Annotated in this window: 16 protein-coding genes; 10 read left to right on the top strand and 6 right to left on the bottom strand. The window is 40.7% G+C overall.

Annotation, left to right across the window (positions count from 1 at the left end):
* The first annotated feature begins 198 nt into the window (after positions 1-198).
* The 6 genes from BP621_RS02775 (at position 199) to BP621_RS02750 (ending at position 7,604) form a co-directional block, all read left to right on the top strand.
* A complete protein-coding gene (locus BP621_RS02775; protein ID WP_292387834.1) occupies positions 199-1,080 on the top strand; it encodes a damage-control phosphatase ARMT1 family protein in 882 nt (293 codons plus the stop codon).
* 195 nt (positions 1,081-1,275) lie between these two features.
* The gene (locus BP621_RS02770) at positions 1,276-1,464 is read left to right on the top strand and encodes a CooT family nickel-binding protein (RefSeq protein WP_292387833.1); all 189 of its coding nucleotides are present in this window, start codon (positions 1,276-1,278) and stop codon (positions 1,462-1,464) included.
* 916 nt (positions 1,465-2,380) lie between these two features.
* Positions 2,381-3,397: a type II glyceraldehyde-3-phosphate dehydrogenase gene (locus BP621_RS02765; RefSeq protein WP_292387832.1), complete on the top strand. Its 1,017-nt coding sequence runs from the start codon at positions 2,381-2,383 to the stop codon at positions 3,395-3,397.
* A gap of 897 nt (positions 3,398-4,294) precedes the next feature.
* A complete protein-coding gene (locus tag BP621_RS02760; RefSeq protein ID WP_292387831.1) occupies positions 4,295-5,101 on the top strand; it encodes a bifunctional fructose-bisphosphatase/inositol-phosphate phosphatase in 807 nt (268 codons plus the stop codon).
* A gap of 1 nt (position 5,102) precedes the next feature.
* The gene (locus BP621_RS02755; protein WP_292387830.1) at positions 5,103-5,930 is read left to right on the top strand and encodes an NAD(+)/NADH kinase; all 828 of its coding nucleotides are present in this window, start codon (positions 5,103-5,105) and stop codon (positions 5,928-5,930) included.
* 456 nt (positions 5,931-6,386) lie between these two features.
* Positions 6,387-7,604 (top strand): homocitrate synthase family protein, encoded by a 1,218-nt coding sequence (locus BP621_RS02750; protein WP_292387829.1) that lies wholly within the window; start codon positions 6,387-6,389, stop codon positions 7,602-7,604.
* Between the two features lie 131 nt (positions 7,605-7,735).
* Here BP621_RS02750 and BP621_RS02745 read toward each other — a convergent pair whose 3' ends face one another.
* Together BP621_RS02745 and BP621_RS02740 are read right to left on the bottom strand one after the other, a co-directional pair.
* Positions 7,736-10,099, bottom strand: coding sequence for a DUF3160 domain-containing protein (locus BP621_RS02745; protein WP_292387857.1), 2,364 nt, complete (start codon positions 10,097-10,099; stop codon positions 7,736-7,738).
* Positions 10,100-11,137: 1,038 nt separating this feature from the next.
* Entirely contained in the window at positions 11,138-11,302 is a 165-nt protein-coding gene (locus BP621_RS02740) for a hypothetical protein (protein ID WP_292387828.1), read from the bottom strand.
* Positions 11,303-12,292: 990 nt separating this feature from the next.
* Here BP621_RS02740 and BP621_RS02735 point away from each other — a divergent pair.
* The gene (locus tag BP621_RS02735; RefSeq protein ID WP_292387856.1) at positions 12,293-14,482 is read left to right on the top strand and encodes a PGF-pre-PGF domain-containing protein; all 2,190 of its coding nucleotides are present in this window, start codon (positions 12,293-12,295) and stop codon (positions 14,480-14,482) included.
* Positions 14,483-14,771: 289 nt separating this feature from the next.
* Here BP621_RS02735 and BP621_RS02730 read toward each other — a convergent pair whose 3' ends face one another.
* From BP621_RS02730 to radC, 4 genes are all read right to left on the bottom strand, one after another.
* Positions 14,772-16,562: an indolepyruvate ferredoxin oxidoreductase subunit alpha gene (locus BP621_RS02730; RefSeq protein ID WP_292387827.1), complete on the bottom strand. Its 1,791-nt coding sequence runs from the start codon at positions 16,560-16,562 to the stop codon at positions 14,772-14,774.
* 142 nt (positions 16,563-16,704) lie between these two features.
* Positions 16,705-17,616 carry a methanogenesis marker protein 11 gene (gene mmp11 / locus BP621_RS02725; protein ID WP_292387826.1) on the bottom strand — a complete coding sequence of 304 codons (912 nt, stop codon included), beginning with the start codon at positions 17,614-17,616 and terminating at the stop codon, positions 16,705-16,707.
* A gap of 441 nt (positions 17,617-18,057) precedes the next feature.
* Entirely contained in the window at positions 18,058-18,636 is a 579-nt protein-coding gene (locus BP621_RS02720) for a flavodoxin family protein (RefSeq protein WP_292387825.1), read from the bottom strand.
* 212 nt (positions 18,637-18,848) lie between these two features.
* Positions 18,849-19,538 (bottom strand): RadC family protein, encoded by a 690-nt coding sequence (gene radC, locus BP621_RS02715; RefSeq protein ID WP_292387824.1) that lies wholly within the window; start codon positions 19,536-19,538, stop codon positions 18,849-18,851.
* Between the two features lie 194 nt (positions 19,539-19,732).
* Between radC and BP621_RS02710 the strand changes: the two genes are divergently transcribed.
* From BP621_RS02710 to BP621_RS02700, 3 genes are all read left to right on the top strand, one after another.
* Positions 19,733-20,578, top strand: coding sequence for a molybdopterin synthase (locus BP621_RS02710; protein WP_292387823.1), 846 nt, complete (start codon positions 19,733-19,735; stop codon positions 20,576-20,578).
* Positions 20,579-20,663: 85 nt separating this feature from the next.
* Complete coding sequence (locus tag BP621_RS02705) at positions 20,664-21,341, top strand: molybdenum cofactor guanylyltransferase (protein WP_292387822.1); 678 nt, start codon at positions 20,664-20,666, stop codon at positions 21,339-21,341.
* 237 nt (positions 21,342-21,578) lie between these two features.
* Positions 21,579-22,156, top strand: a 578-nt coding sequence (locus BP621_RS02700; protein ID WP_292387821.1) for a leucine-rich repeat domain-containing protein, incomplete at its 3' end; no start/stop codon positions are given.

Raw genomic sequence — 22,156 nt, 5'->3', positions numbered from 1 at the left:
GTTTTATGTTATGATTTTTTGCATTAATTGTTGTGGAGTCTACTTAGTACATCTGTTCTAAACTTTTTGATTTTTCAGTTTCAGTTACCTTTTTAAATATCTGTTCTGTCAAGAAGAGTAAATTCTTATCACATTTGCCGCAAATATCTATAAATCTGGCAAAAACTATTTTCGGATCAAAAAACAGGAAATGTTCCTATGAAGATGAACCCACGCTGTACCTATTGCCTGCTTTCAAGAGTACACTTCCAGTCTAAGCTTTCTACTGATGATGAAGACCTTATAAGCAAGACCATCAAGGAATGCCTTGAAGTTGTGACCAAACATTACAGCCCCGAGGCAGTATCTGCTTCAGTAGCCACCAAAGTTCACAGAAAATGTTATGAGGTTCTGGGAGACAATGACCCTTATGAGGTAACAAAAAAACTTATCAACCAGGCTGCGCTGAAAGTCCTGCCTGTAGCGAAGGAAAAAATTTATGAAAATTCTCCGGATAACGGGGAACTTTTCAGGCGGGCAGTGCTGGCATCCGTGGTTGCGAATTACTTTGATTTTGGAATTATGGGCTTTGATGCCAGTGAAGATAAGTTTGAGGCTGCTTTTAGAAAATATTTTGAACACGGGCTTGATGTGGATGACACGCCTGAAATGCTTGGGCTCATGCAGGATGTTGTTTACATTGCAGACAATTGCGGAGAAATTCTCTTTGATACGCTTGTTTTTGATATCATCAAAAAACTCGGTGGAAAGATTACACTTGTAGTCCGGGGCGGGCCGATTTTGACAGACGTGACTTTAGAAGAGGTAAGAGAGTTCCAAATAGATAAAAAAGTCGATCGAATCCTGACTACAGGTTCAAATGCTGTAGGTGTCCTGATCGAGGAAGCTCCGGCCGAACTGCTTCAAGCAATGAAAGATGCAACCCTGATTATCAGCAAGGGCATGGCCAATTACGAAACCCTCTCCGAGCATAACTTCGGGCCTATTGCGTACATGCTTCTTACGAAATGTGAGTGTGTTGCTGAAGACCTGGGGCTTGAACAGGGCTTATCTGTCGCAAAACTTTTGAACTATCCATGAGATTTTTCTTGGAGATATTTCGGAAGCTTCTTATCTATCAGGCTCACTAATAGCTATGGCTTAGCTATGGATAGTGTAAAAACAATTTGACGAATGTAGTGAAATGCTAATACCACGGCATAGAATGTATTTATACTAAATTAAGACCGACGAAAATTGAAAAATTTAAAATGAATCGTAAGGAGAAATAAAAAAATGTGTGAACTCAATGTATTCTTGCTTCGTGGAGATGAGCGTGAGAGAATTATGGATTCTGTAGCAAGGATCCTGGTTGAAGGTAATTCAATTCAGCTTACCGGGATTCTCGGAGATCAAATGACTGTCGAAGGCTCAATCAAAGAAGTTAACTTCTCACGGGGAGAAGCTCTTATCCTTGCAAATTAAACTTTTTATTTTTCCTTTTACCTCTTCTTTCAGATCTTACATTCTTTTCATATATCCTGTCTTTTTCTGTCATTCCCTGTCTTTTCATATCTCTTTATGTCTTTTCCTGACTTTTTCTATTTTCTTTTTTTCCTGCAGTTTCTTGTCGTTCCCTGATGTTTCTTCATTTCTTGTTATCGATCTATCTGAAAGTGTATGGGCGAGCCGTTTATAATAAGATGATATACAACAACTGGATTTGAAGTGGGAAAGTTAAAGAAATGTAAGAAAATTTCAGACAACAGTAAAGGCATCTACGGAACAGTCGATACAGAAAACCGATTGTCTGACCTGCAGCTCGTGAGCTTGCTTTAGATTGGCTTGAAGGCGAAAGGGAGCAAAAAGCATAAAGATGAGGATTTATTATATGAAAAATGTAGAAGAGGGCTGACAAAATCTCACTTTTTTCACATTTTATTGTTTTCTCAATTATTTTTTTTGCGGCTAAATATCTCTTTACTACTCAGTTTTTGGGCATAACTTATAGGAAAAGGATCTGTAAGCTCCAGAATTTAGGAATCTCTCTTCTAGTTTCTTTAATTAATAAGATCTCTCGGGAAAAGCATTTATCTGACCTTATCTATAACTCAATATGATCTAAGATACCAGTTTTGAGCTTAAGTCAAGACGTTCAAAGAATGTCTACTAAAGTGGTATATTGGATCACACATCGGGTAGTTATAACAAACAAAATTTGGTTAAATAGTTGTATCTGAAGAGTAATACTCTGTGAAAATACATTTTAAATTTATGTCCACATTTTGGATTCTATAATCCACCGTCTAAAGTCTAAAATTACTATCCGGAAATATTTTAAATTTTCAGTGATTTAGGTTATACATCAAGTTGGGTATAAGATAAAACAGGATTGGATAAAATGGTTAAAGCAAAAATCGCAGTAAATGGTTACGGAACCATAGGAAAAAGAGTCGCAGATGCTGTACGGGCTCAGGACGATATGGAAGTTATCGGAATTTCCAAAACAAAGCCGAACTATGAAGCTGCAGTGGCTCACCAGCTAGGATATGATATATATGCCCCAGCTGCAAATCTCGGAGCTTTTGAGAAAGCTGGGATGCCTGCAGCCGGCACAATTGAAGAAATGGTCGAAAAGGCTGACCTGGTTGTGGACTGCACGCCTGGGGGAGTTGGTGAAGGAAATAAGCCTATGTATGAAAAAGCCGGGGTAAAGGCAATCTGGCAGGGCGGCGAAGATCATTCACTTGCAGGTTTCTCATTTAATGCGATTTGCAATTACGAGCAGGCTGTGGGTCGTGACTTGGTCAGGGTTGTCTCATGTAATACTACAGCACTTTGCAGGGCTATTTATCCGATAGACAAAGAATTAGGGGTAAAAAAAGTCAGGGTAATTCTTGCAAGGAGAGCAACCGATCCTAACGATGTAAAAAAAGGGCCAATTAATGCAATCGTACCCGATCCTATCAAGCTTCCGTCTCATCATGGGCCTGATGTGAAAAGTGTGCTTCCGCAGATCAATATTACAAGTGCAGCCCTGAAGATTCCGACAACCCTAATGCATGTACACACTGTGAATATGGAAGTCGATAAGGATTGCACTGTAGAAGATATTAAAAACATCTATGGTTCCCAGCCCAGGGTCCGTTTAGTAGGACAGGGTATGTCGTCGACAGCCGAAATTATGGAATTTGCTAGAGATATGAGGCGCCCCAGAAACGATATGTGGGAAAACTGTATCTGGCCTGAATCCATAACTGTACAGGACAAGGAACTTTACTTCTTCCAGGCTGTCCATCAGGAATCGATTGTAGTTCCGGAAAACGTGGATGCTATCAGGGCTATGATGGAACTTGAAAGTGACGGTGCAAAGTCAATTGAAAAAACAAATAAGGCTATTGGCCTGTATAACAAGTAAGATTGCGGAATCAAAGTCTCTCTATAGAGACTCAAGTTTTTGAGGGCTCTGGATTTCTAATGCTAATATCTGGAGTCCTATTTTTAATAGAACACGAATTCTAACAAAGAAGAAGATATTGTTACAAAAATAGAATGTAGTTAACCCAAAAAATTGACTAGTAGCTGTTCAAGATTGCCAGATCTTGAACAGCCATATACAATGACGAAAGGAATACCTTTGCCATATTACATACATCAACTGGGTATAAGTACTCTAGTATAAGTAGTTTCCCTTTAAATTTACTTATCTAGTTGGCATTCGTTAAGTCAAGTACTTTTGTCATTTGTATTGGTCATACAGCTACTATCAATATCTGTTACTACATTCCCCTGACAGAAATAATTTATACTGAGGTGTACTAATGAAGATAGATGTAGTAATCAGTGATATTGATAAATCTGCAGTACAGACGAATAATCTGATTTTAATCATCTTTCGAAACTTAATAACAGTTTATAAAACGACTGGTTTAAGCAAAAGAAATATTAAAATCAAAGACATGCAAAAATTTGTTATAGAGTTGACTATGCTGGTCATGACTATTTATTTCTCAGTTTGTTTTTTATATTATATATTTAGACAATAAATATCATGATTAGATCAAATAATCAAAACTTACTATGGATATGGCTACATCAATGTGCAGTTATATCCAACTAAACTTTTTGTCCTTAATTCATTTTCTATGAGCAAGTTCTAAGCGATAAGGATATAACAAAAAAGTAAGTCTATGAAATTGGGGTTTTGAAATTCTGGTTTTGATCTTCCAGTAATATCAAAGACCGAAAACTCCTAATCCTAATATTCATATTAGCACAAAAGAATTTGTATTTCAATTGGAAAAATGGTTCAAATATGGATTCAGCAGATTCAGGCTTTTTGAAATTATCGCGGGAGGCTTTCAAAGCCGCATCGGACTCCATTTGTGATCTTGAAGGTACTGATGCAGCATATAGCTTTGTTTGTATGGGAGCTGACGGGACGCCGACTACCAGAATAGATCTTGCAGCAGAGGACGCTATCTTTGAGGTTCTTAAAGCCGATGGCAGGTCCATGAGGATTATAAGTGAGGAAATGGGAGAGCTTATTTTAGGAGACTCCCCTGAATTTTCAGTTGTTCTTGACCCTCTTGACGGGACCTATAATTCCTCTGTAGGGATTCCTTTCTACAGCATTTCACTAGCTGTGACCTCCTTTGATCTTTCAGATCTAAGGTTTGGGTATGTGAGTAACTTTGCATTGTCTGAGGAATATTATGCCGAAGCCGGAAAAGGGGCTTACCTTAACGGAAAAAGCATCAAACCTTCCATTAATTTGGATCTGAATGAATTGTGTGTCAGTGTTTACGGCTACCGGCAAAATGTAGAGAGAACCCGAAAAATATACAAGAACATCAGGCGGGTAAGGTTGCTTGGGAGTGTAGCTCTCGAACTGTGCTATGTAGCCTCAGGAAGACTTGATGCTCTTGTAGATGTTCGAAATGCTCTGCGTGTTACGGATGTTGCAGCAGGGCAACTAATTCTGGCAGAAGCAGGAGGTTTTGTCACAGACGGGTATGGGAATTCCCTGAGACTTCCGGATAATGTTACAGCCAGAGTAGAAATGGTCGCATCCAATGGATATGTGCACGAAAAGCTTCTAAAGTTACTTTCGGGAGGATAAGTTGGCAATAAAGAAAATAGGAATATCTGCGCGCTGCGACAGGCCTGAAGTAATTGAAAAGGTGAGTGAGATTCTTGCCCATTTCAGCTCGAAGGTCCAAATTTATATCGCCACTCCCACAGCTGAGGTACTCGGAATAGAAGGCACTCCGGTTGAAAGAATGAGGGAGAAAGGAGTGGAACTCATCATCAGTGTAGGAGGGGACGGTACAGTCCTCCGGAATATCGCCAAGATGAAAGACCCTCTTCCTATACTCGGAATTAATATGGGTACTCTCGGCTTTCTTGTAGATGTTGAGCCCGAAAATGCCCTTGAAACCATAGAAGAAGTGCTTTATGGTTTTTCGTACAGCGAAAGAATGCGAGTCGATGTTTTCCTTAATGGGGAAATGCTTGAGACTGCAACGAACGAGATCGCGATAATGTCTGCAAAGCCCGCGAAGATCATTCAGTTTGAGGTTTATGTCGGAGATTGCCTTCTTGACTCTATGCGTGCGGATGGTGTAGTTTTTGCAACCCCTACAGGCTCTACTGCCTATGCTATGAGCGCAGGCGGCCCTATTATAAGTCCAAGGGTAAATGCTATCGTGGTCGTCCCTGTCGCTCCTTTTAAACTCTCCTCAAGGCCCTGGGTTATCCCGTCGGACAGCGAGATTACTATAAGACTGTCGGCTCCAAAAAAAGAGGCAGTTATTGCAATTGACGGGCAGAAGTCCTACAGGATCAAACCCGATGATGTCGTCAAACTTAAGAAATCCAGATATCCTGCACGTTTTGTAAAGATTTCGGATACCTGCTTTTATGAAAGGGTCCAGAGGAAACTTACCTGAGAGAAAAATTTTACCTATTCTTTATGAAAAAATATAATTTTTATTGAGAAAAATCTTTCCATATTACTAGAGAAAAACCTTTACTTAAAGTTTAAGTTTTCCCATTAAGTTCAGTGTTTTTCTCTAATCTGGAGATCTTTTTATCTTTTTATTCAATTTTTAGCTGAAAATCTTTTGATATAATCTAAATTGCCAAATTTGAGTTTATTTCTGTCTAGTTTTTCGAGAAGCCGTTGCCGGAAATTCAATTCCTCCAAGGAAAACATTTATACATATGCAGGTAAAGCTATGCTTAATTTTGACGAGATACAAGATTTTCTGACTTTTAGGGGCGTTTGAGCCCTGGTACCTCCTTATTCAGCCTTTGAGTTATTTTTCAGATAAGTCATCTATATATCATTAAAAATAATTAAGAAAATGCCTCACAGTAATCAAAAATCGCAGGAAGTAGTAGTAATGTCAGAGAGCGAGCAGTATTCCAGAAATAAACTTATGGATTTTATCGAACATCGCCCCTTAGATATCGAAATCTGTGACGTGACCCTACGCGATGGGGAACAGACTCCGGGCGTTGTGTTCACGAAAGAACAGAAGCTGGCGATGGCCAGTGAACTTGATTCTATGGGTGTCGAAGTTATAGAAGCCGGATTTCCGGTGGTTTCCGCAAATGAAAAGGAAACCGTTAAGGAAATTGCAAACCAGGGCTTTAATTCAAGGATCTGCTGCCTCTCAAGAGCAGTAAAAGGAGATGTGGATGCTGCCCTTGAATGTGATGTCGATATTGTGAGTATTTTTATTGCAATGTCAGACATGCACCTCAAATATAAGTACCATCGAGGTTTTGAGGAGATGCTTGGCTGCGCCAAGGAAACAATTGAATATGCAACCGATCACGGGTTGAAAGTACGTTTTGCAGCCGAGGACGCAAGCCGGACCCCGATCGACCGCCTTAAACAGGCTTTCAGGGAAGTCGAAAATGAATATAAGGTGCAGTACGTAAGCCTCGCAGATACTATCGGTATCCTTAACCCTACAACGACACACTATCTTGTTAGTGAAATTTTCAAGGAAGTCAATACCTCGATCTGTATCCACTGTCACGACGACCTCGGAATGGCTACTGCAAATACCCTTGCAGCCGCCGAGGCCGGGGCAAAACAGCTCCATACCACAGTTAACGCAATCGGGGAAAGGGCAGGAAACGCTTCCCTTGAAGAAGTAATGGTAGCCCTCAGGGTGCAGTACGGCATCGACCGCTATGATACCACAAAGCTGACCGCCCTTTCTAAAATGGTCTCGGAATATTCAGGCATCACGCCCTCGGTAAATAAAGCCGTTGTCGGGCAAAATGCCTTTACTCACGAATCCGGAATCCATGTTGCAGCAATCCTGGAAGAGCCGCGCACCTATGAACTCTTCCTTCCGGAAATGGTTGGCGGAAAGCGCAATCTTGTTGTAGGAAAACACACTGGTACAAAAGCCCTGAGAGGGATTATTAACAGCATAGGTTTCTGCCTTGAGCGGGAGGAACTCTGCGCCCTAATCGAGAAAGTCAAGGTCTGCACCGAAGAAAAACATAAAAGTATCTCACGGGAACAGCTTGAAAGACTGATTACACAGGTCAGGCAGGAGAAGAAGACAACAGAAAAGGGAGAAGAGAAGTTTTCTATTTGAAAACTCCTTACCTACTTGAAAAATCCTTATACTTCTTTACATTTTAATTTAGTTTCTCATTATTTTCTATTTCCTTGCCACCTTTTCTTATTTACTTCTCAGCGTTTTAGACTTATTCCGATCAACAAAAGTTAAGAAATGTAGGTGGAGGCCCACTCCGGTCTTTCCGGCGGGTTTGCCTCCAGTATTTCTCTCCATTTTTCATCGGTCAGGCGGTCAGATATGGGCTGCTTGAACTCATAATGGCTCATAACGGGCCCTGCAGCAAGGAAAACCCTGCCGTCAGGAAGCTTGTAAGCCACAGTCACCATATCCACGTATCCTGTCCCTTCTTCAAGTATGAGTCCATCATTTGGTTCAGTGTAGACATCTGCAACAAGGGTAGTTTTCCTGGCCTCTTCGTCAACACTCGCACTTGCTGTAATCATTTCTCCAAACTTGGAGATGTAAACCTTATCTTCCTCTGTCAGTTCCTTGTTTTCAAGTTCCTTTTCGGAAATCTCGATAAGCTTTTCCAGCACGCTCTCAAGGCTTTCAAATCTTCTTCCGGTATCTTCATCAAGAACCTCCAGTTCCTCAAGCCCATCCGCAGTCATTCTGGTAAGGGCTAACAGCCTGCTATAAAATTCGGGTACAGGTTCCACATATCCTACGGGTTTGTCGCCAAACACAGGAAGATCTTCCGCTATTCCATAGGTTTGCTTGGCATAGAAAATCGTATCGTGCCTGAGTTCAGTCCAGGAAGCCAGCGATGTACTCAGTTCCTTGTCTTGCCAGGCGTCGGTCTGCATAAAGGTTGGATAGCCTGAGCCGTAGTCCTTCATGAGGGGCTGAAGGGAATATAGCCAGGACCAGTAGAGGTTCCTGTTCCAGTCGGCTGCGCTGAAGTTCGAAAACTCCGAATCCAGTTCTCTGTACCGGAGACTGTAATTTTTATAACTGGAATCATTTAGTTCGTCGAGCCAGTAAACAGCCCTTTCCGAGCCCAGCAGAGCCATAGCATCAAGCCCTCGAGGGAAGCCCCTGTTGTTTCCGTACTCGGAAGCTCTATAGGTAAAAGGCAATTTTTCCTGATTTCCAGTGTACTCTTTAGTATAGGGGCCTATAAGCCTGAAGAAGATATAAGAATCAGGAGTAAAACGCTGCCCCATGAACCTGAATCCTTTCGTATCCTCAAGGAGTTCGTCAGCCTGTTCAGCCGTCAGAATGGCCTCGTGGGCTCCACTTCCCGTACCTCCGTAGATCTCCGGGCTTCTATATCCGGCAAGTTCCACTTTCAGCTCTCCTATTGTTGTTGCGTTAAAATTTCTTGACCCGTTTCCAAATACTGACTCCGTTGCTTCCATATATTCGTAAGGTCCGAGATCGTCAGAGACGCCCACGTAAAAAGCAGTAATTGTATATATCCGGTCCCATTTCTTGAGGAGATCGGGATCGTCTTCGAGCTGGGAAGTTATCAGACCTGCCTGGATAGTCTGGATGCGGGCATCTTTTGCAGGGTCTTCCGATTCAATTAATTTCTCTTTCAGCAGCATGCTCATTCTGCCATGCCAAATAAACGCCCTGAAATAGTTTTGCAGTATTTCGGAGCGAGTATAATGGCCTCTCGGGACGTACTGCGAATAATCTTCTTTATACAGGAAAATTGGAGAAAGTTCAAAACCCTGGTGAGCTTCGATCAGGGCAAGTTCGGCTTCAACATCTTTTTTTACAAAAGCAGGAATTTCAAACTGATACTTTTCCTTTGTTGCAGGATCAAAGTATACTCCTGCTTCAGGGCCGTAAGGATCTGTTATCTCCTTTATCTGCTCCTCTCTGGGCTGGAGCAGGCTTAAAGCAACCGAAAAGTAGGCTGCGTTCCTTCTCGCGGCTTCCTTTTCTTCTCCTGAAGCTCCATTATAATCCTCAACAGATGCATTAAGCAGGGATTTATCAAGTTCCCACAAAAGGCCGTATAATTCATCTTGTTCGATCTGGCTCATACTGTCATCAAACTGGATGTGATAGAGATGGAGAAGCGTGTCCGAAGTTATGAAAATCAACTGCCCTTCGTTCTCAAGGCTGTCATACATAGCGGTAATGTCATCTTCTTTGGGATTGTAAGGGTTGGAAATAACCACAAATCCATTTTCTTTCAGCTTCTCCAGAGCTGCTTCATCGGTCAGAAACTTTTGAGAAAACTCTCCATAATTAATAATATCGAATTCTTGCAGGGGAAGTTCGTATTGGGAAGCTTTTAGTTCTATGTCAAGAGCGTCAAGCCTGTAATTTTCTGCAAGCGACGAATTCTCGGTTTCAAAGCCGGAAAGATTTACTGCTTCGGTTTTCAGATGACCCGTTGAAGAGCTTCGATCACTGTTCACTTCTTCTATCGTTTCAGTCCCATTCTTTCCGTTTAACCCGGAACTTTGCTCCAAGCATCCTCCTGTAAAAAGGGAAACAAGAAGAATAAGAAACATCAAAAGGGTTACAACTGTCTGAGGTAGATTCTTCATTCTTTCATCTCGGTCGCTCTGGATCTGTATCTGATTCGAGCTTTGCTCACTCAGAAGGTGGGGTTTACTTTCTAAGTCCATAGGTTGAGATTTTAGGTTCAGATATCCTGTTTTGCAACCGAAGACCAGTATAGGGGGTCAAAAATTTCAAATATTAACTTTTTATGTTTGTCGGACTAAATATTTCAAACTATCTAAAATTCTGTTAAGTTAAGTCCAGCTAAAAAATATGCTATAATAGTATGTGAAAGAGATAAAAAATAGAAAAACTAGAAAACAGTACACTGAACGAAATAAAAATTGGAAAATTAGAAAACAGTATATTGAAAGAGATAAAACTGGGTCGTGCATTAGTAAGTGAGCTCATTCCAAAACCAATTTTTATCTTCATATTAATCAAAGTCGCACCACCACTCAAAATTCCGTTAAAGGAAATAATAACCCTAAACAATTTGGTTTGAGCAGAAATTAATAACCGAAAAATGAAATTGATAAATAATATAATCATCAACGGTTACCTGGGAAGTTTTCCATCCCCGCAGCAAGCTAGCGGGGTATCGACGGAAATAAAAGTTTAAAAGCCATTTTCGTGATAGGAAACTTATTGATCATTAGGAATTTGAAAACTCATAGACTCTTTTTTGAGTTTTAGGATAGGCTCAGTGGTTGATATTTTTTCTTTGAGTGTTTTTGCGAAGTTGCATAGTTCTCTAAGCTTACCTGCTTACAGGAAATTGAGTGTACACAAAGCAGAAAACGAGAGCAAAAAGCGAATGTGTGAGTACTCTGGAAAATATCGACTGACTATTGAGAGATCACTGAAGTTCAAAATCAAGCAAACTTGACTAACAATCAAAGTAAAAACGTGAGAAATGCCAGAATAGTTAAAATCATGTCAGGATGGTTAGAACCATTTTTACTTTGCTTTCCCGTAGATCTGGTTAATAAATAATTTTAAGTCCGGAGAGTTAAAATTTTTACATTTAGAAGAAGAAAAAAGGGTTTTTCTTTCCTCTTTTTCCCTTACCTCTTTCTTACTTACTCATTCGGACTTAGAGGGTCTATCCTGAAAAGCAGAATCATGAATAGTGCAGTTACAGTCCCTGTCCCCCATAAAAGCGGGTCTTTTGTAAAATTCAGGAGCACCCCCATTACCAGCAATAAAGTCCCGATAGTCAGTAAAATCTTAAATTTTCTCTCCAATTTTTCCCCCTCATTTCCCTTTTGAGTATTAATTCTTAAGTATCAGTTCAGGCACTGAAAAGCGCCCAACAATTTTTCCCTGAAGATAATTGATTTTTCTTCATTATCTATTTTTTGACATGATTTCTTTTGTTTATAAATCCCAGTAAAAACTAAATTAATATACTTAAGAAGATATGTTTGAACAGGAAAATAACACGATGGTAAATATTAATTTGAGATATGGGAAGTCGTGGGAACACTGTACCACAGGCTGGAAGGAGAGAAAATGCAATTCAAGCCTAATAAGATTCATCTGAGTACAAACGATTTTGATACTCAAATGATTTAATGGCTATCGGGGCTGGCCAGGGAAGATAAGTCTCAACAAGAGATAGCATATTAAAAATCTTTTTCTTTATGCTTATATAATTTCCTGTTGTTTTATGCTTGATGCCTTCGTTTATGGGAACGCCACTGGATAATTATTTATAATAAGTGTAACTAGTTATATTAAATGGGACTTACGCACTTCAGACTGATTTTTGACATCACAGATAAGTGTGCTACCAGCCAATAAAATCATAAAAAACCGATTATTAGCCAGCAATTAACAGAAACTGGTTCAGAAAAATTTGTCCATTAAATCTTATTAAAAAAGGCTATTAAAGTTGTTTCTGCCAAGCTGAATAGTTGAATAAAAGCGTAAAAAAGTTACAATAGGTAAAAACACAAAAATTAATATAGTTCGTTCAAGAGACGAAGTTTCTATACTTAATCCTGTAAACGAGTGAGAAATATTAGATATCTCAATATTTTATCTAAGATTCGTTTAAAAATTTATTTAAGAGATGTTTAAGAGCTATTTAAAAATTATTTTAGAGTATTCTCGTGATCGGATTTCCAGTTTAGATCTGGAATTTTTAAGATTTGTGTAGCTGAAATGAGGAAGCAGTAGAATGTGAATTCAAGCTGCGAGATAATCTATGGGTGATAGAATTGTTGAATAAAATGTTAAAAGTCTTTTTCCTTACAAGCTTCCTTATACTTACATACATTCCTGCTGCTTTGTGCATGGCACCACCAGTTGTCTACGTTGCGGGAAATGGAAGTAGTGGTGATTTCAACTGCTCTGGGGAAAATGATCACATCCCAATTAACCAGGCTCTTAAATTTGTAACCGAAAACCCTGGTTACACAACTGTTTACCTTAAGGGGCCCTTCACATATGTTATAGACGATACCCTTCAGATTGGTAACAACACAATTCTTGAAGGAGATTCCAATGCAACAATAAAACTGGTAAGAAATGCTGGGTGGTCATCCACTAAACCCTTGATCAAAGAAAGAAATTCCAGCAGCCATGATATTACAATTCGCGGTTTTACTATTGATGGAAACCGGGAAGGAAACACTAATGTAGAAAGCGGAAATGGCTACCACAATCTTATCCACTTCAGCGATTGTCAGAATATAAATGTATACAATATGTATTTGACCAATAACCACGGAGATGGCTTGAAGACTGACTATTGTTCAAATATAAAATTTTATAATAATAAAGCATACTTACTGGGACATGACGTTCTCTATGCCAGTATCTGTTCAAATGTGGAAGCCTACAATAACATGATTACCTGCAGGACAAATAGCGGCCTGAGATTATATAACACAAACCATGCGAAGCTCTATGATAATATAATTACATCAGAAGGTTCTGGGGGGGTAGGAATTGAAATCCAGAGAGATGGGGCACCCATGGATGATATTGAGGTGTACAATAACAAAATATATGAGACTGCACTTGCAGGTATCTGGATTTTCTCGCAAGGATCAGATTCCGAATCACCCACAAATGTCCACGTTCACCATAATCAGATCTATGATACTGGAACAGTTTCAGGCAATGAAGTAATAGGCGGAATCTTATCCGTCGGATTCAACGCTACCATTGAAAACAACGTGATAGATGGCGCATATGGGGCTGGTATTGTGCAGAATGATGCCTTTTTCTCGGCTCCGGCTGGTTCAGGGTATGTAGTTACAGTAAAAAATAACATAATAACGAATACTCGCACATCAGCAGTTGGAGGAAATGGGTCTGGAATATGTAACAGGCTTATAAACACGCACTCTTTTATCCTGCAGAATAACTCATTATATAACAACGCTGGTGGGAACTATATAGGTATTCAGGCACCACTTTCGGATATAATAGCAGATCCTCAATACGCAGACAGAGATAATCATGACTATCACCTGAAGTCAAAAGCAGGTCGCTGGAATGGGAGCTGTTGGGTGAATGACAATATAACTTCTCCATGCATTGATGCCGGATATCTTTTCTCGGATTATTCTAACGAACCAGAACCTAACGGTAACAGGATCAACATAGGTTGGGATGGAAATACGTGGTATGCTTCAAAATCCGAACTGGAAGTTTTAAACAGTAATAGTGACAGTACCAGTGATGACAGTGATAGTCATGGAAGCGGTGGTGGCGGTGGTGCAGTCGGTTCCCCTGAATCTGCAAAAAACGTTGAGGTAAAGGAACTTTCTCAGGGGTTCATTACAAGTGACAAAAATATCAAGTTTGATTTCACAAAGAACTCGACCTGCGTTGTTTATGCAGGCTTTTATGCAAAAAAGACACTTGGTAAGACAACAACCATTGTAGAGATGCTGAAAAATAAATCTACTCTAGTTTCCGAACTGCCTTCTGGAGAGGTCTATAAATCCTTTAATATTTGGGTTGGGAACGGAGGAATTGCAAACTCAAAGAACATAGAAAATCCGGTCGTATGTTTCAAGGTTGAAAAATCCTGGATACAGAATAAAAATATAAATCAGTCTTCAATCATCCTGAACATGTACAATGATACAAAATGGGATCCGCTTTCAACTAACCTGTCAGGGGAAGATGACACGTACCTGTATTTCATAGCCGAAACCTCTGGATTCTCTCCCTTCGTAATAACAGGTAAGACAACAGAAAAAGAGATTTTGGCCCAAATCCCGCCTGAACCTGACACTCAGAGTCTTGAACAAGAAAACGTATCTACAGGATCAGATGTCGAAAAGGAGCCTGAGCAGACAGGAAACGCAAGCACACCTGGGAAAGAAAATGTAAGCCTGCCTGGATTTGAAATCGCTTTTGGTATCGTCTGTCTGCTTAGCATACTCTTGTACAGAAGAAAATAGATAATAACGAGCTATTGCAGGCGGTGGATTATCGATTAAGAGCCTATCCGAAAAGTCAGTAATGCATATCGAAAAGTTGCAATAGATATAAATCTCCGGGCATCCGTTCCGGTTTTGCATATTGCATATTGTAAAAGTTATAGCAGGTAACCACTTTTCGGATAGGCTCTAAATCTGACAAACACTTTTTGTCTTGTTTAAGAGTCGTTCTATTTAAGAGCCACTCTTATGCTTACGGTTTTCGGTTGGCGTACTTTACAACTTTTTTGGACCCCAGTACCTCTAGAAATTAACAAAAGATCCCAGAACAATATCTTCTGCATTTCCCTTTTATGAATATTACAGAAAGCCCGGAAAGCGCAAGTTTTGCCTGAATCAATTCCGAAAGTTTGGGATTCAAGATCAGCTTTTCGATTTCATGCCCTGCCTCTATCTCATTCTTAGTTTTACCCGTCAATTCTTCTGTCTTATCCGTCAGTTCTTCTATTTTATCTGCCACCTTCTGAGTTCCGTCCACTGATTCCTCTTCACTGGCATCGATATAAAAGACCGAAACGTCAGGGGTTATTGCCTCAACCACTTTCTTGAGATCTGGGACTGCCTGCCCGCCTGTCATAGCTGCGACTTCATTCTGGAGTACGAGCACAAGCAAATTGCAACCTGTAGTCGCGGCACTCAGAAGTCCGAGAATACCTGAATGTGCCAGGGCGAAATCTCCGATAACGGCTATGCCCTTTTTCTCAAAGCCACATGCAACCGAGATCGCTGAGCCAAGCGCAAAACTAACATCAACTGCTGCAAGGGGCTCGGGCGCGCTCCGGACGGAACAGCCCATATCACCGGCAATTCGCACGTCAAGCGTGCTGAGAAAGCGGTAAAGGGGAAGGTACGCGCAGTCGTCGCAGATCCCAACCCTGTTTTTCTTTTCAGCGTCAAGAGAAGTGGTATCTGCAGGTTTTAAAATTTCTTCATCAATGTGCTCAAGGGCAAACTCAAGATCTTTAGGCCTAACCTGCCCGTATGGAAGATGTCCTGTCTTTTTCCCATAAATTTTGCCCGTAATCCGAATCTGCTCTTCTATAAAAGGCTCGGACTCTTCGGCAACGAGTACCTTCTGGTTACTATTCAGAAAAGCCTTTATCTTTTTGAGGGGAAGGGGGTTTACAAGGCCGAGAGACAGGTGAGATATTTCAGGATAAGAAACCTCAGCATGAAACTCGTTCTGCTTTTTCAGTATTTCTTCCACGATCGAAGATGTGAAACCTGAGGAAATGATCCCTAGATATCCATGCCCTGAACCTGATCCGTCTCCTGTATTTTCCGCTCTCCTTTCCTTTACCTCGTTAAATTCGGTATTTTCAGCTTCTTCTTCCAGCAGAGGATAGGTTCTGGAGTGAAACAGCCGGTGTTTTTCTACCATCCGATTTCTCCAGATTTCACGGTCAAACTCAGGATGAGGGGTTGAAGACTTCCTACAGCGTTTTATTTTCCCTTTATTTTTTTCCAGACCTGCAGTGACCCTCAGGAGAACAGGCGTTCTTGTCTCTTCAGAAAGCTCGTAAGCACGTCTCAGGGCCCTGTATGCCATATCTGGAGAAGATGGATCAAATACTGCTATCTCTGCTATACGGCCGTACCAGCGAGAATCCTGTTCATTCTGAGAACCCTTTGCGCCAGGATCATCTCCTGCAATTATAACAAGGCCGGCTCCTATCGTATGTGTTACCGAGGTTATAAGAGGATCCGAAAGCAGGTTCATCCCCACGTGCTTCACAAGCACAAGTGACCTTCTACCGGAAACCGACGCTCCTAGAGCGGTTTCAAGGGCAACTTTCTCGTTTGTGAGCCACCTGGCACTATAATCCTGCAATATTTCGGAAGCTGCTGCCTCGGAACCCAGATTTTTCGATTCAGAGGCATCTAAAAGCTCTTTTTCCGCGGGTTTTTTCAAAAAAAGTTCCATAAGGGAGGTAACAGGATACCCGGGGACACCTGTTATGAAACTGACATCACTGTCAAGAGCTGCAAGGTAAAGGGCTTGAAACCCAGTGTATTCTGGTGCTTCTTTTTTTTCTTTCAAACTGATCCCACACTGCGGAATTCAGAAGATGCCGAATTCAAAGTTTCCTGGAACCTGAGACTCCATCTAACCCAGGATTCTAACAACTTAAACCCGATTTGAGGTTTCTATTTCGGCTTCTTTGCTTTTTAGATCCTGTATCTTAAATGTTGTTTTTAAGCTTCTCGATGGCAAGAGGCTTGATCTCAGTACCTGGAATTATGGACTCATCAGGTCTTCCGAACCAGGGGAGAGAGGCAAGTGCACCTATTACTCCGTTGCCGTCAAGCAGGACTTCCACACCGTTTTCTCTGGCGCACTGCAAAGCCTCGGATTTCAAGATCCTTTCAGTCCGACAGCGGTTGCTGTACTTATATAGCCCGTTTGCATAGAAATCCGAAAGGACAACCATTCCGGTTTGGGGCGAAACAGTGTATTTTTTAAGCGCTTTTTTGAAAGCATCTACTAGCCTTGATTTCGCTTTTTCATTCACACAGCCGAATTCAAGCACTGTAGACATGCAGTTCTGGGTCTTTTCCGGAACAGGGAAAAGCTGAACAAGAGCATGGGAAAGATAAACGGCTTCATGGCAGTCCAGACTCTTTGCAATATTGTGGGTTAGGGTCCAGGTAGCTCCTACTTCTTTTGAGTCAGTATCATCTATGCCTATGAGGACACGGTTCCTGCGTGGAACTGCAATCGTTCCCCTTGCGCATTTCTCGCCTCCTGATTCGGAGATCTTATAACGAATAATTCCGTCTGCAAATGCCCTACAACGGGTTGCGCCAACACCTCCGCCTCCTAACCCGGCATAGGTGATCTCCACCTCATCCCCATTCGCGATCACTGATTCGATACCTGCAGCCGCGATGGAAGGTTTGAGTTCCAGGTTTGAGGTTCCGGTTTTCATTAAATAGCGGATCATATTTCCGGTCGAACGGGCTTTCAGGACAAGGGGCGCTTTTGCATAATGGTAAAGGGACCAGCAGGCCCCACTATAACAATTGGAGTGCTCAATTATCTCTGCATACTCATTTGCCGCGTCACAGATAGCATAAATGCCTTTATAAGGCACAGTATAAGGATCATCCAGGATTACTTCCTCAATGTCCCTGCTGTCCAGTGCACAGGCGTTTATATGTTTTGTAATTCAGAAGACCTCCTTTTTAAGGGAATAAGATACTGGGAGGGAAATTTGTTTGGTCGAAATGCCCATCTCTTATAAATATATATAGATATCGTAACCTTAGTAAATTCGATAAGGTGAAATTCGATAACACGGATTTGGCCGAATGATATATTGCGTGTAAACAACTTAATTATGATATTTGACTGGCTCTGATAACAGATGTCCACAGGTTCCAATTTAATAAATCACTCGCGCTCAATGTGAGGCAACCTTTATAATATAACTATTTATCTTTTTATCGGTAGGTTTGTCAGCTGTTTTTTCCATGAAATTTAAAGGAGACTTTTAAAGGAAACATTGAAACCTTATTTGATTCACTGGAGACGCTCAATTATTATGAATTTTTTTCAATATCCATGCCATGTTTTGGCCAAGGTTTTTCATACTATTAATGCCTTCTTGATCCTGTTCTACCTCTCCGATAGAGTTCCCGTAAGCCATATTCCAGTAACTTGACCCTACGAGAAACATTTCTTTGCTATGTAGAAAATTGTTCAGGATATCAAAGGCACTTATAGCACCGCCTCGGCGAGCAGCTACAACTGAGGCTCCAACTTTATGCTTGAAAAGTCCGCGATTTCCTGCAAGTACCATACTCGCCCTGTCAATTAAGGCCTTCATTTGGGAGGTCACACCAGCTGAATATACCGGTGACCCGAGAATAATTCCATCTGAAGCAAGCATTTTTGCAAAACACTCATTAAAAAAATCGTCTGTAATAACACATTGCTTATTTTTGTTTTTATGGCAAGCCCAACAAGCTTTGCATCCTTCTATGTTTTTTCCAGATAGTTGAATAAGTTCGGTTTCAATGCCCTCTTTTGTTAATTCTTCAAACACGGTTTGAATCAGGATTGCAGTATTGCCGTCTTTTCGTGGGCTTCCGTTAATGCCTATAACTTTCATAGTCTCCAACTACTTTTTTTCGTATTTCTCAACTTGTTCTTTTATTCTTGTTTCAATTACGAAAGTGACTAGAAAATGACTATATTGAGATTTTCTCTATTGAACGCTTCTACATTGAGTTCTTACGTTGAGAGTTCCTACATGAGATTCCCTACATTAAACTCTTCTATATTGAGAGTCTCTACATTGAGAATTTCGGTCTTTAAATTATTTTATCTTACAAAACCTTCATCTTTAAGGCTCACGTATCTGCCTTCCCCGATAATAATATGGTCAAGCACATCAATTCCAAGGAGTTTTCCTCCTTCTACCATTTTCTCGGTGACCATTATGTCCTCTCGGCTAGGGCTTGGATCCCCTGACGGATGATTATGGACCATGATTACCGATGCTGACGATTCCATAAGGGCGGACTTGAAGACCTCACGCGGATGAACAATGCTCGCATTCAAGCTGCCGATAGATACGACTTCTTCTTTCAGGATTTGATTTTTTGTATCAAGGCAAAGTGTTATAAATTTTTCTTTTTTTTGTTCGCGCATCTTAGGGTACATAAGTGTATATACATCCTTTGGGGAGCAGATTTTTCTTTTTGGCTCTTCCACAAAGGTCTCAAGCCGGCGGGCAAGCTCGAAAACCGCAGCTATCTGGGCAGCTTTTGCCTTTCCAACCCCGTTCTCCTGCATGAGCCTTGAGACATTTGCAAGACTGAGTTGCTTGATGTTATATTTTGAGAGTATCCGGCTGGACAGGCTGACAACATTCTCTTGCCTTGACCCTGTCCTCAGGATAACTCCAAGTAGTTCCGCGTTCGAAAGCGACTCTGGACCATTTCGAATAAGCCTTTCCCTTGGACGTTCTTCTTCAGGAATATCGTGAATCCTGATATTATTTACTTCCATAGTTTCCCCCCTTTTCCCATTAAAGAAAATTTCTGTATAAATTCAAATTTTAAGTTAATTAAATAAAGTAGTTAAACTCTTGATAGATAATATCGAAGTCTCTATATTTGAATCTTCACAAAACACTTAATAAAATTAGATAAAGATAAAAATGCCGGCCCTTACTTATACCGGAAAGCGCATAACGCTCTTTGATGAAAGTCATTTCAGTTGTCGGGTATAAAAAATCGGGTAAGACATCCGTAGTTTCAGCCCTTGTCCGGAATCTTTCCGGATTCGGGAAAGTAGGCACGATAAAACAAATGGGAGAGCAACGCCTCAATCCAGCAGAAACCGATACAGACGGACATTTCGATGCCGGAGCTGATACGGTAATAGGAATAACAGGCACTGAAGCAACAGGTACTGAGGTTGCTAGCTTTTCCAGAGACCTGAACATTGAGGACGTGCTTGATATGCTTTGCGACCAGGGGCTCGATTTTGCCTTGGTAGAGGGGTTTAAAGAAAGCAATCTTCCGAAAATTGTGATTGGCGACCTTCAGGGCATTTCCAACGTCGTTTTCAGGCTGCCGGCAGACATTGATATGCACGAAGAACTCACAGCCTCTCTTGTAGGAATAGCCCTCGCCCAGCCTGATCAGTACACTCTGGAAGCCCTTATAAAGAAAGCTAGGAGAAACCCTGCCATCCGAAAAGCAGGTGCAATAGGAACCTTTTCCGGCATTGTCCGCGAGCTGGCCGGAGACGAGAGAACCTCCAGGCTCGAATTCGAAAAATACGAACCAGAAGCTTCAAAAGCCCTTGACCGGATCCGGGAAGAACTTAAACAAAAAGAAGGTATCCTTGAAGTTCTGATCCACCACAAAACAGGTGTTATCAAAGCCGGAGAAGACATAGTATACATTGTTGTCGCAGCTGCCCACAGAGCAGAGCTTTTTCCAGCCCTTAGTGAAGCCATAGAACGTCTAAAAGTCGAAGCTCCGATCTGGAAGAAGGAATTCACGGAAAAAGAAGAATTCTGGGTCCATGACAGAGAATAAAATAAGAGTCAGGCCTGAAATATGAAAAAAGCCGAAAGAAAATACGGAAGAAAAATACGAAACCATAACCCCCGGAAATGATCTAATGGGCGAAAAAACAGAACTAAATATAAAACGAAAGAAATTCAGAAGCGCCATCGTGCTGGCAGGCGGCAGGGGAAGGCGGATGGGTTCAGTCGAAAAAGCCCTTATCGAATTTGAAGGAAAAACAATTCTTGAGCGCCTGCTGGAAAGCCTTTTCCGGGTTGTAGATGAGGTTATTGTCTCGTTCCGGGACAATAAGCAGGAAGAAAAGTTCAGGCCGGTGCTTGAAAAATTCACTGACCATGAAATCCGTTTCTGTTTCGATACTCTGGAAGACGCCGGCCCTCTTGAAGGCATCAGAGCGGGACTTCTCGAATCCAGATCAGAATATTCTTTTGTCTGCGCAGGCGATATGCCTTTTATAAATTTCAAGGTTGTAGACCTGCTTTTTGAAAAAGCAATCGGCCATGATGCTGCCCTTCCGAAATGGGAAGATGGAAAATTTGAGCCTCTACATGCGGTTTATTCAAAAAAAATGATTTCTGAAATTGAAAAAGCCTTTGAGAAAGGAAAACGCTCAGTTCTGACGTCGGTTTTTGAAATGAAAGATGTGGTTTTTGTTGACGTGTCGGAAATTCGAGAAATTGATCCTGAGTTAAGGACTTTTGTGAATATAAATACGGTTGACGAGATGCAACGTATTATAGAGCTTTCGAACAAAAAAGAAAACTCAAAATAAATTCGATCACAAATTCAGGATAATTTTTGGAATATTAAATTAATAGAATTTCGTTTTCTAGTTTTTAACTCTATACTTTTCTATCACTTTTTTCTTTTAATTAAAATAGAAAGTTATTTAGATAACAACGATTTTTATTTTTATAATAGGCTGTCACTTTGTGTAGAATGTTTTCAATATTTTTGAAATAGCAAATATTGAGTTTTTAATTCTTTTTCTGTAAGGCAGGGACTTCAGATGGAACTAAATGAGATCAAAGGCCTGATCATAAAAGCTAAAGAAAGTAACGCGACTACACTAGACCTTTCGTCCAAAGGACTGACTTTGCTGCCGCCTGAAATATTGGAGTTAAAAAATCTTACCAAACTTTACCTCTATGGGAATCAATTGACATCGCTTTCATTGGAAATTGGAGAACTCAAAAACCTTACTCAATTTAACATATCTTTTAATCAATTGACTTCGCTGTCACCAGAAATCGCAAAACTAAAAAATCTTACAAAAATTGACATATCTTTTAATCATTTGACCCCACTGCCACCAGAAATTATAGAACTCAAAAACCTTACTCAACTTAACATATCTACTAATCAATTGACTTCACTACCACCAGAGATTGCAGAACTCAAAAACCTTACTCAACTTAACATATCTGGTAATCGATTGACTTCACTGCCACCAGAAATTGGAGAACTCAAAAACCTTACTCAACTTAACATATCTGGTAATCGATTGACTTCGCTGCCACTAAGAATCGCAGAACTCAAAAACCTTACTCAACTTAACATATCTGGTAATCGATTGACTTCGCTGCC

Origin of the sequence: Methanosarcina sp. UBA5 (assembly GCF_002505485.1) — an archaeon.
In the GTDB taxonomy this organism is placed as follows: Archaea; Halobacteriota; Methanosarcinia; order Methanosarcinales; family Methanosarcinaceae; genus Methanosarcina.
This window is presented reverse-complemented; position numbering and strand designations above follow the sequence as displayed.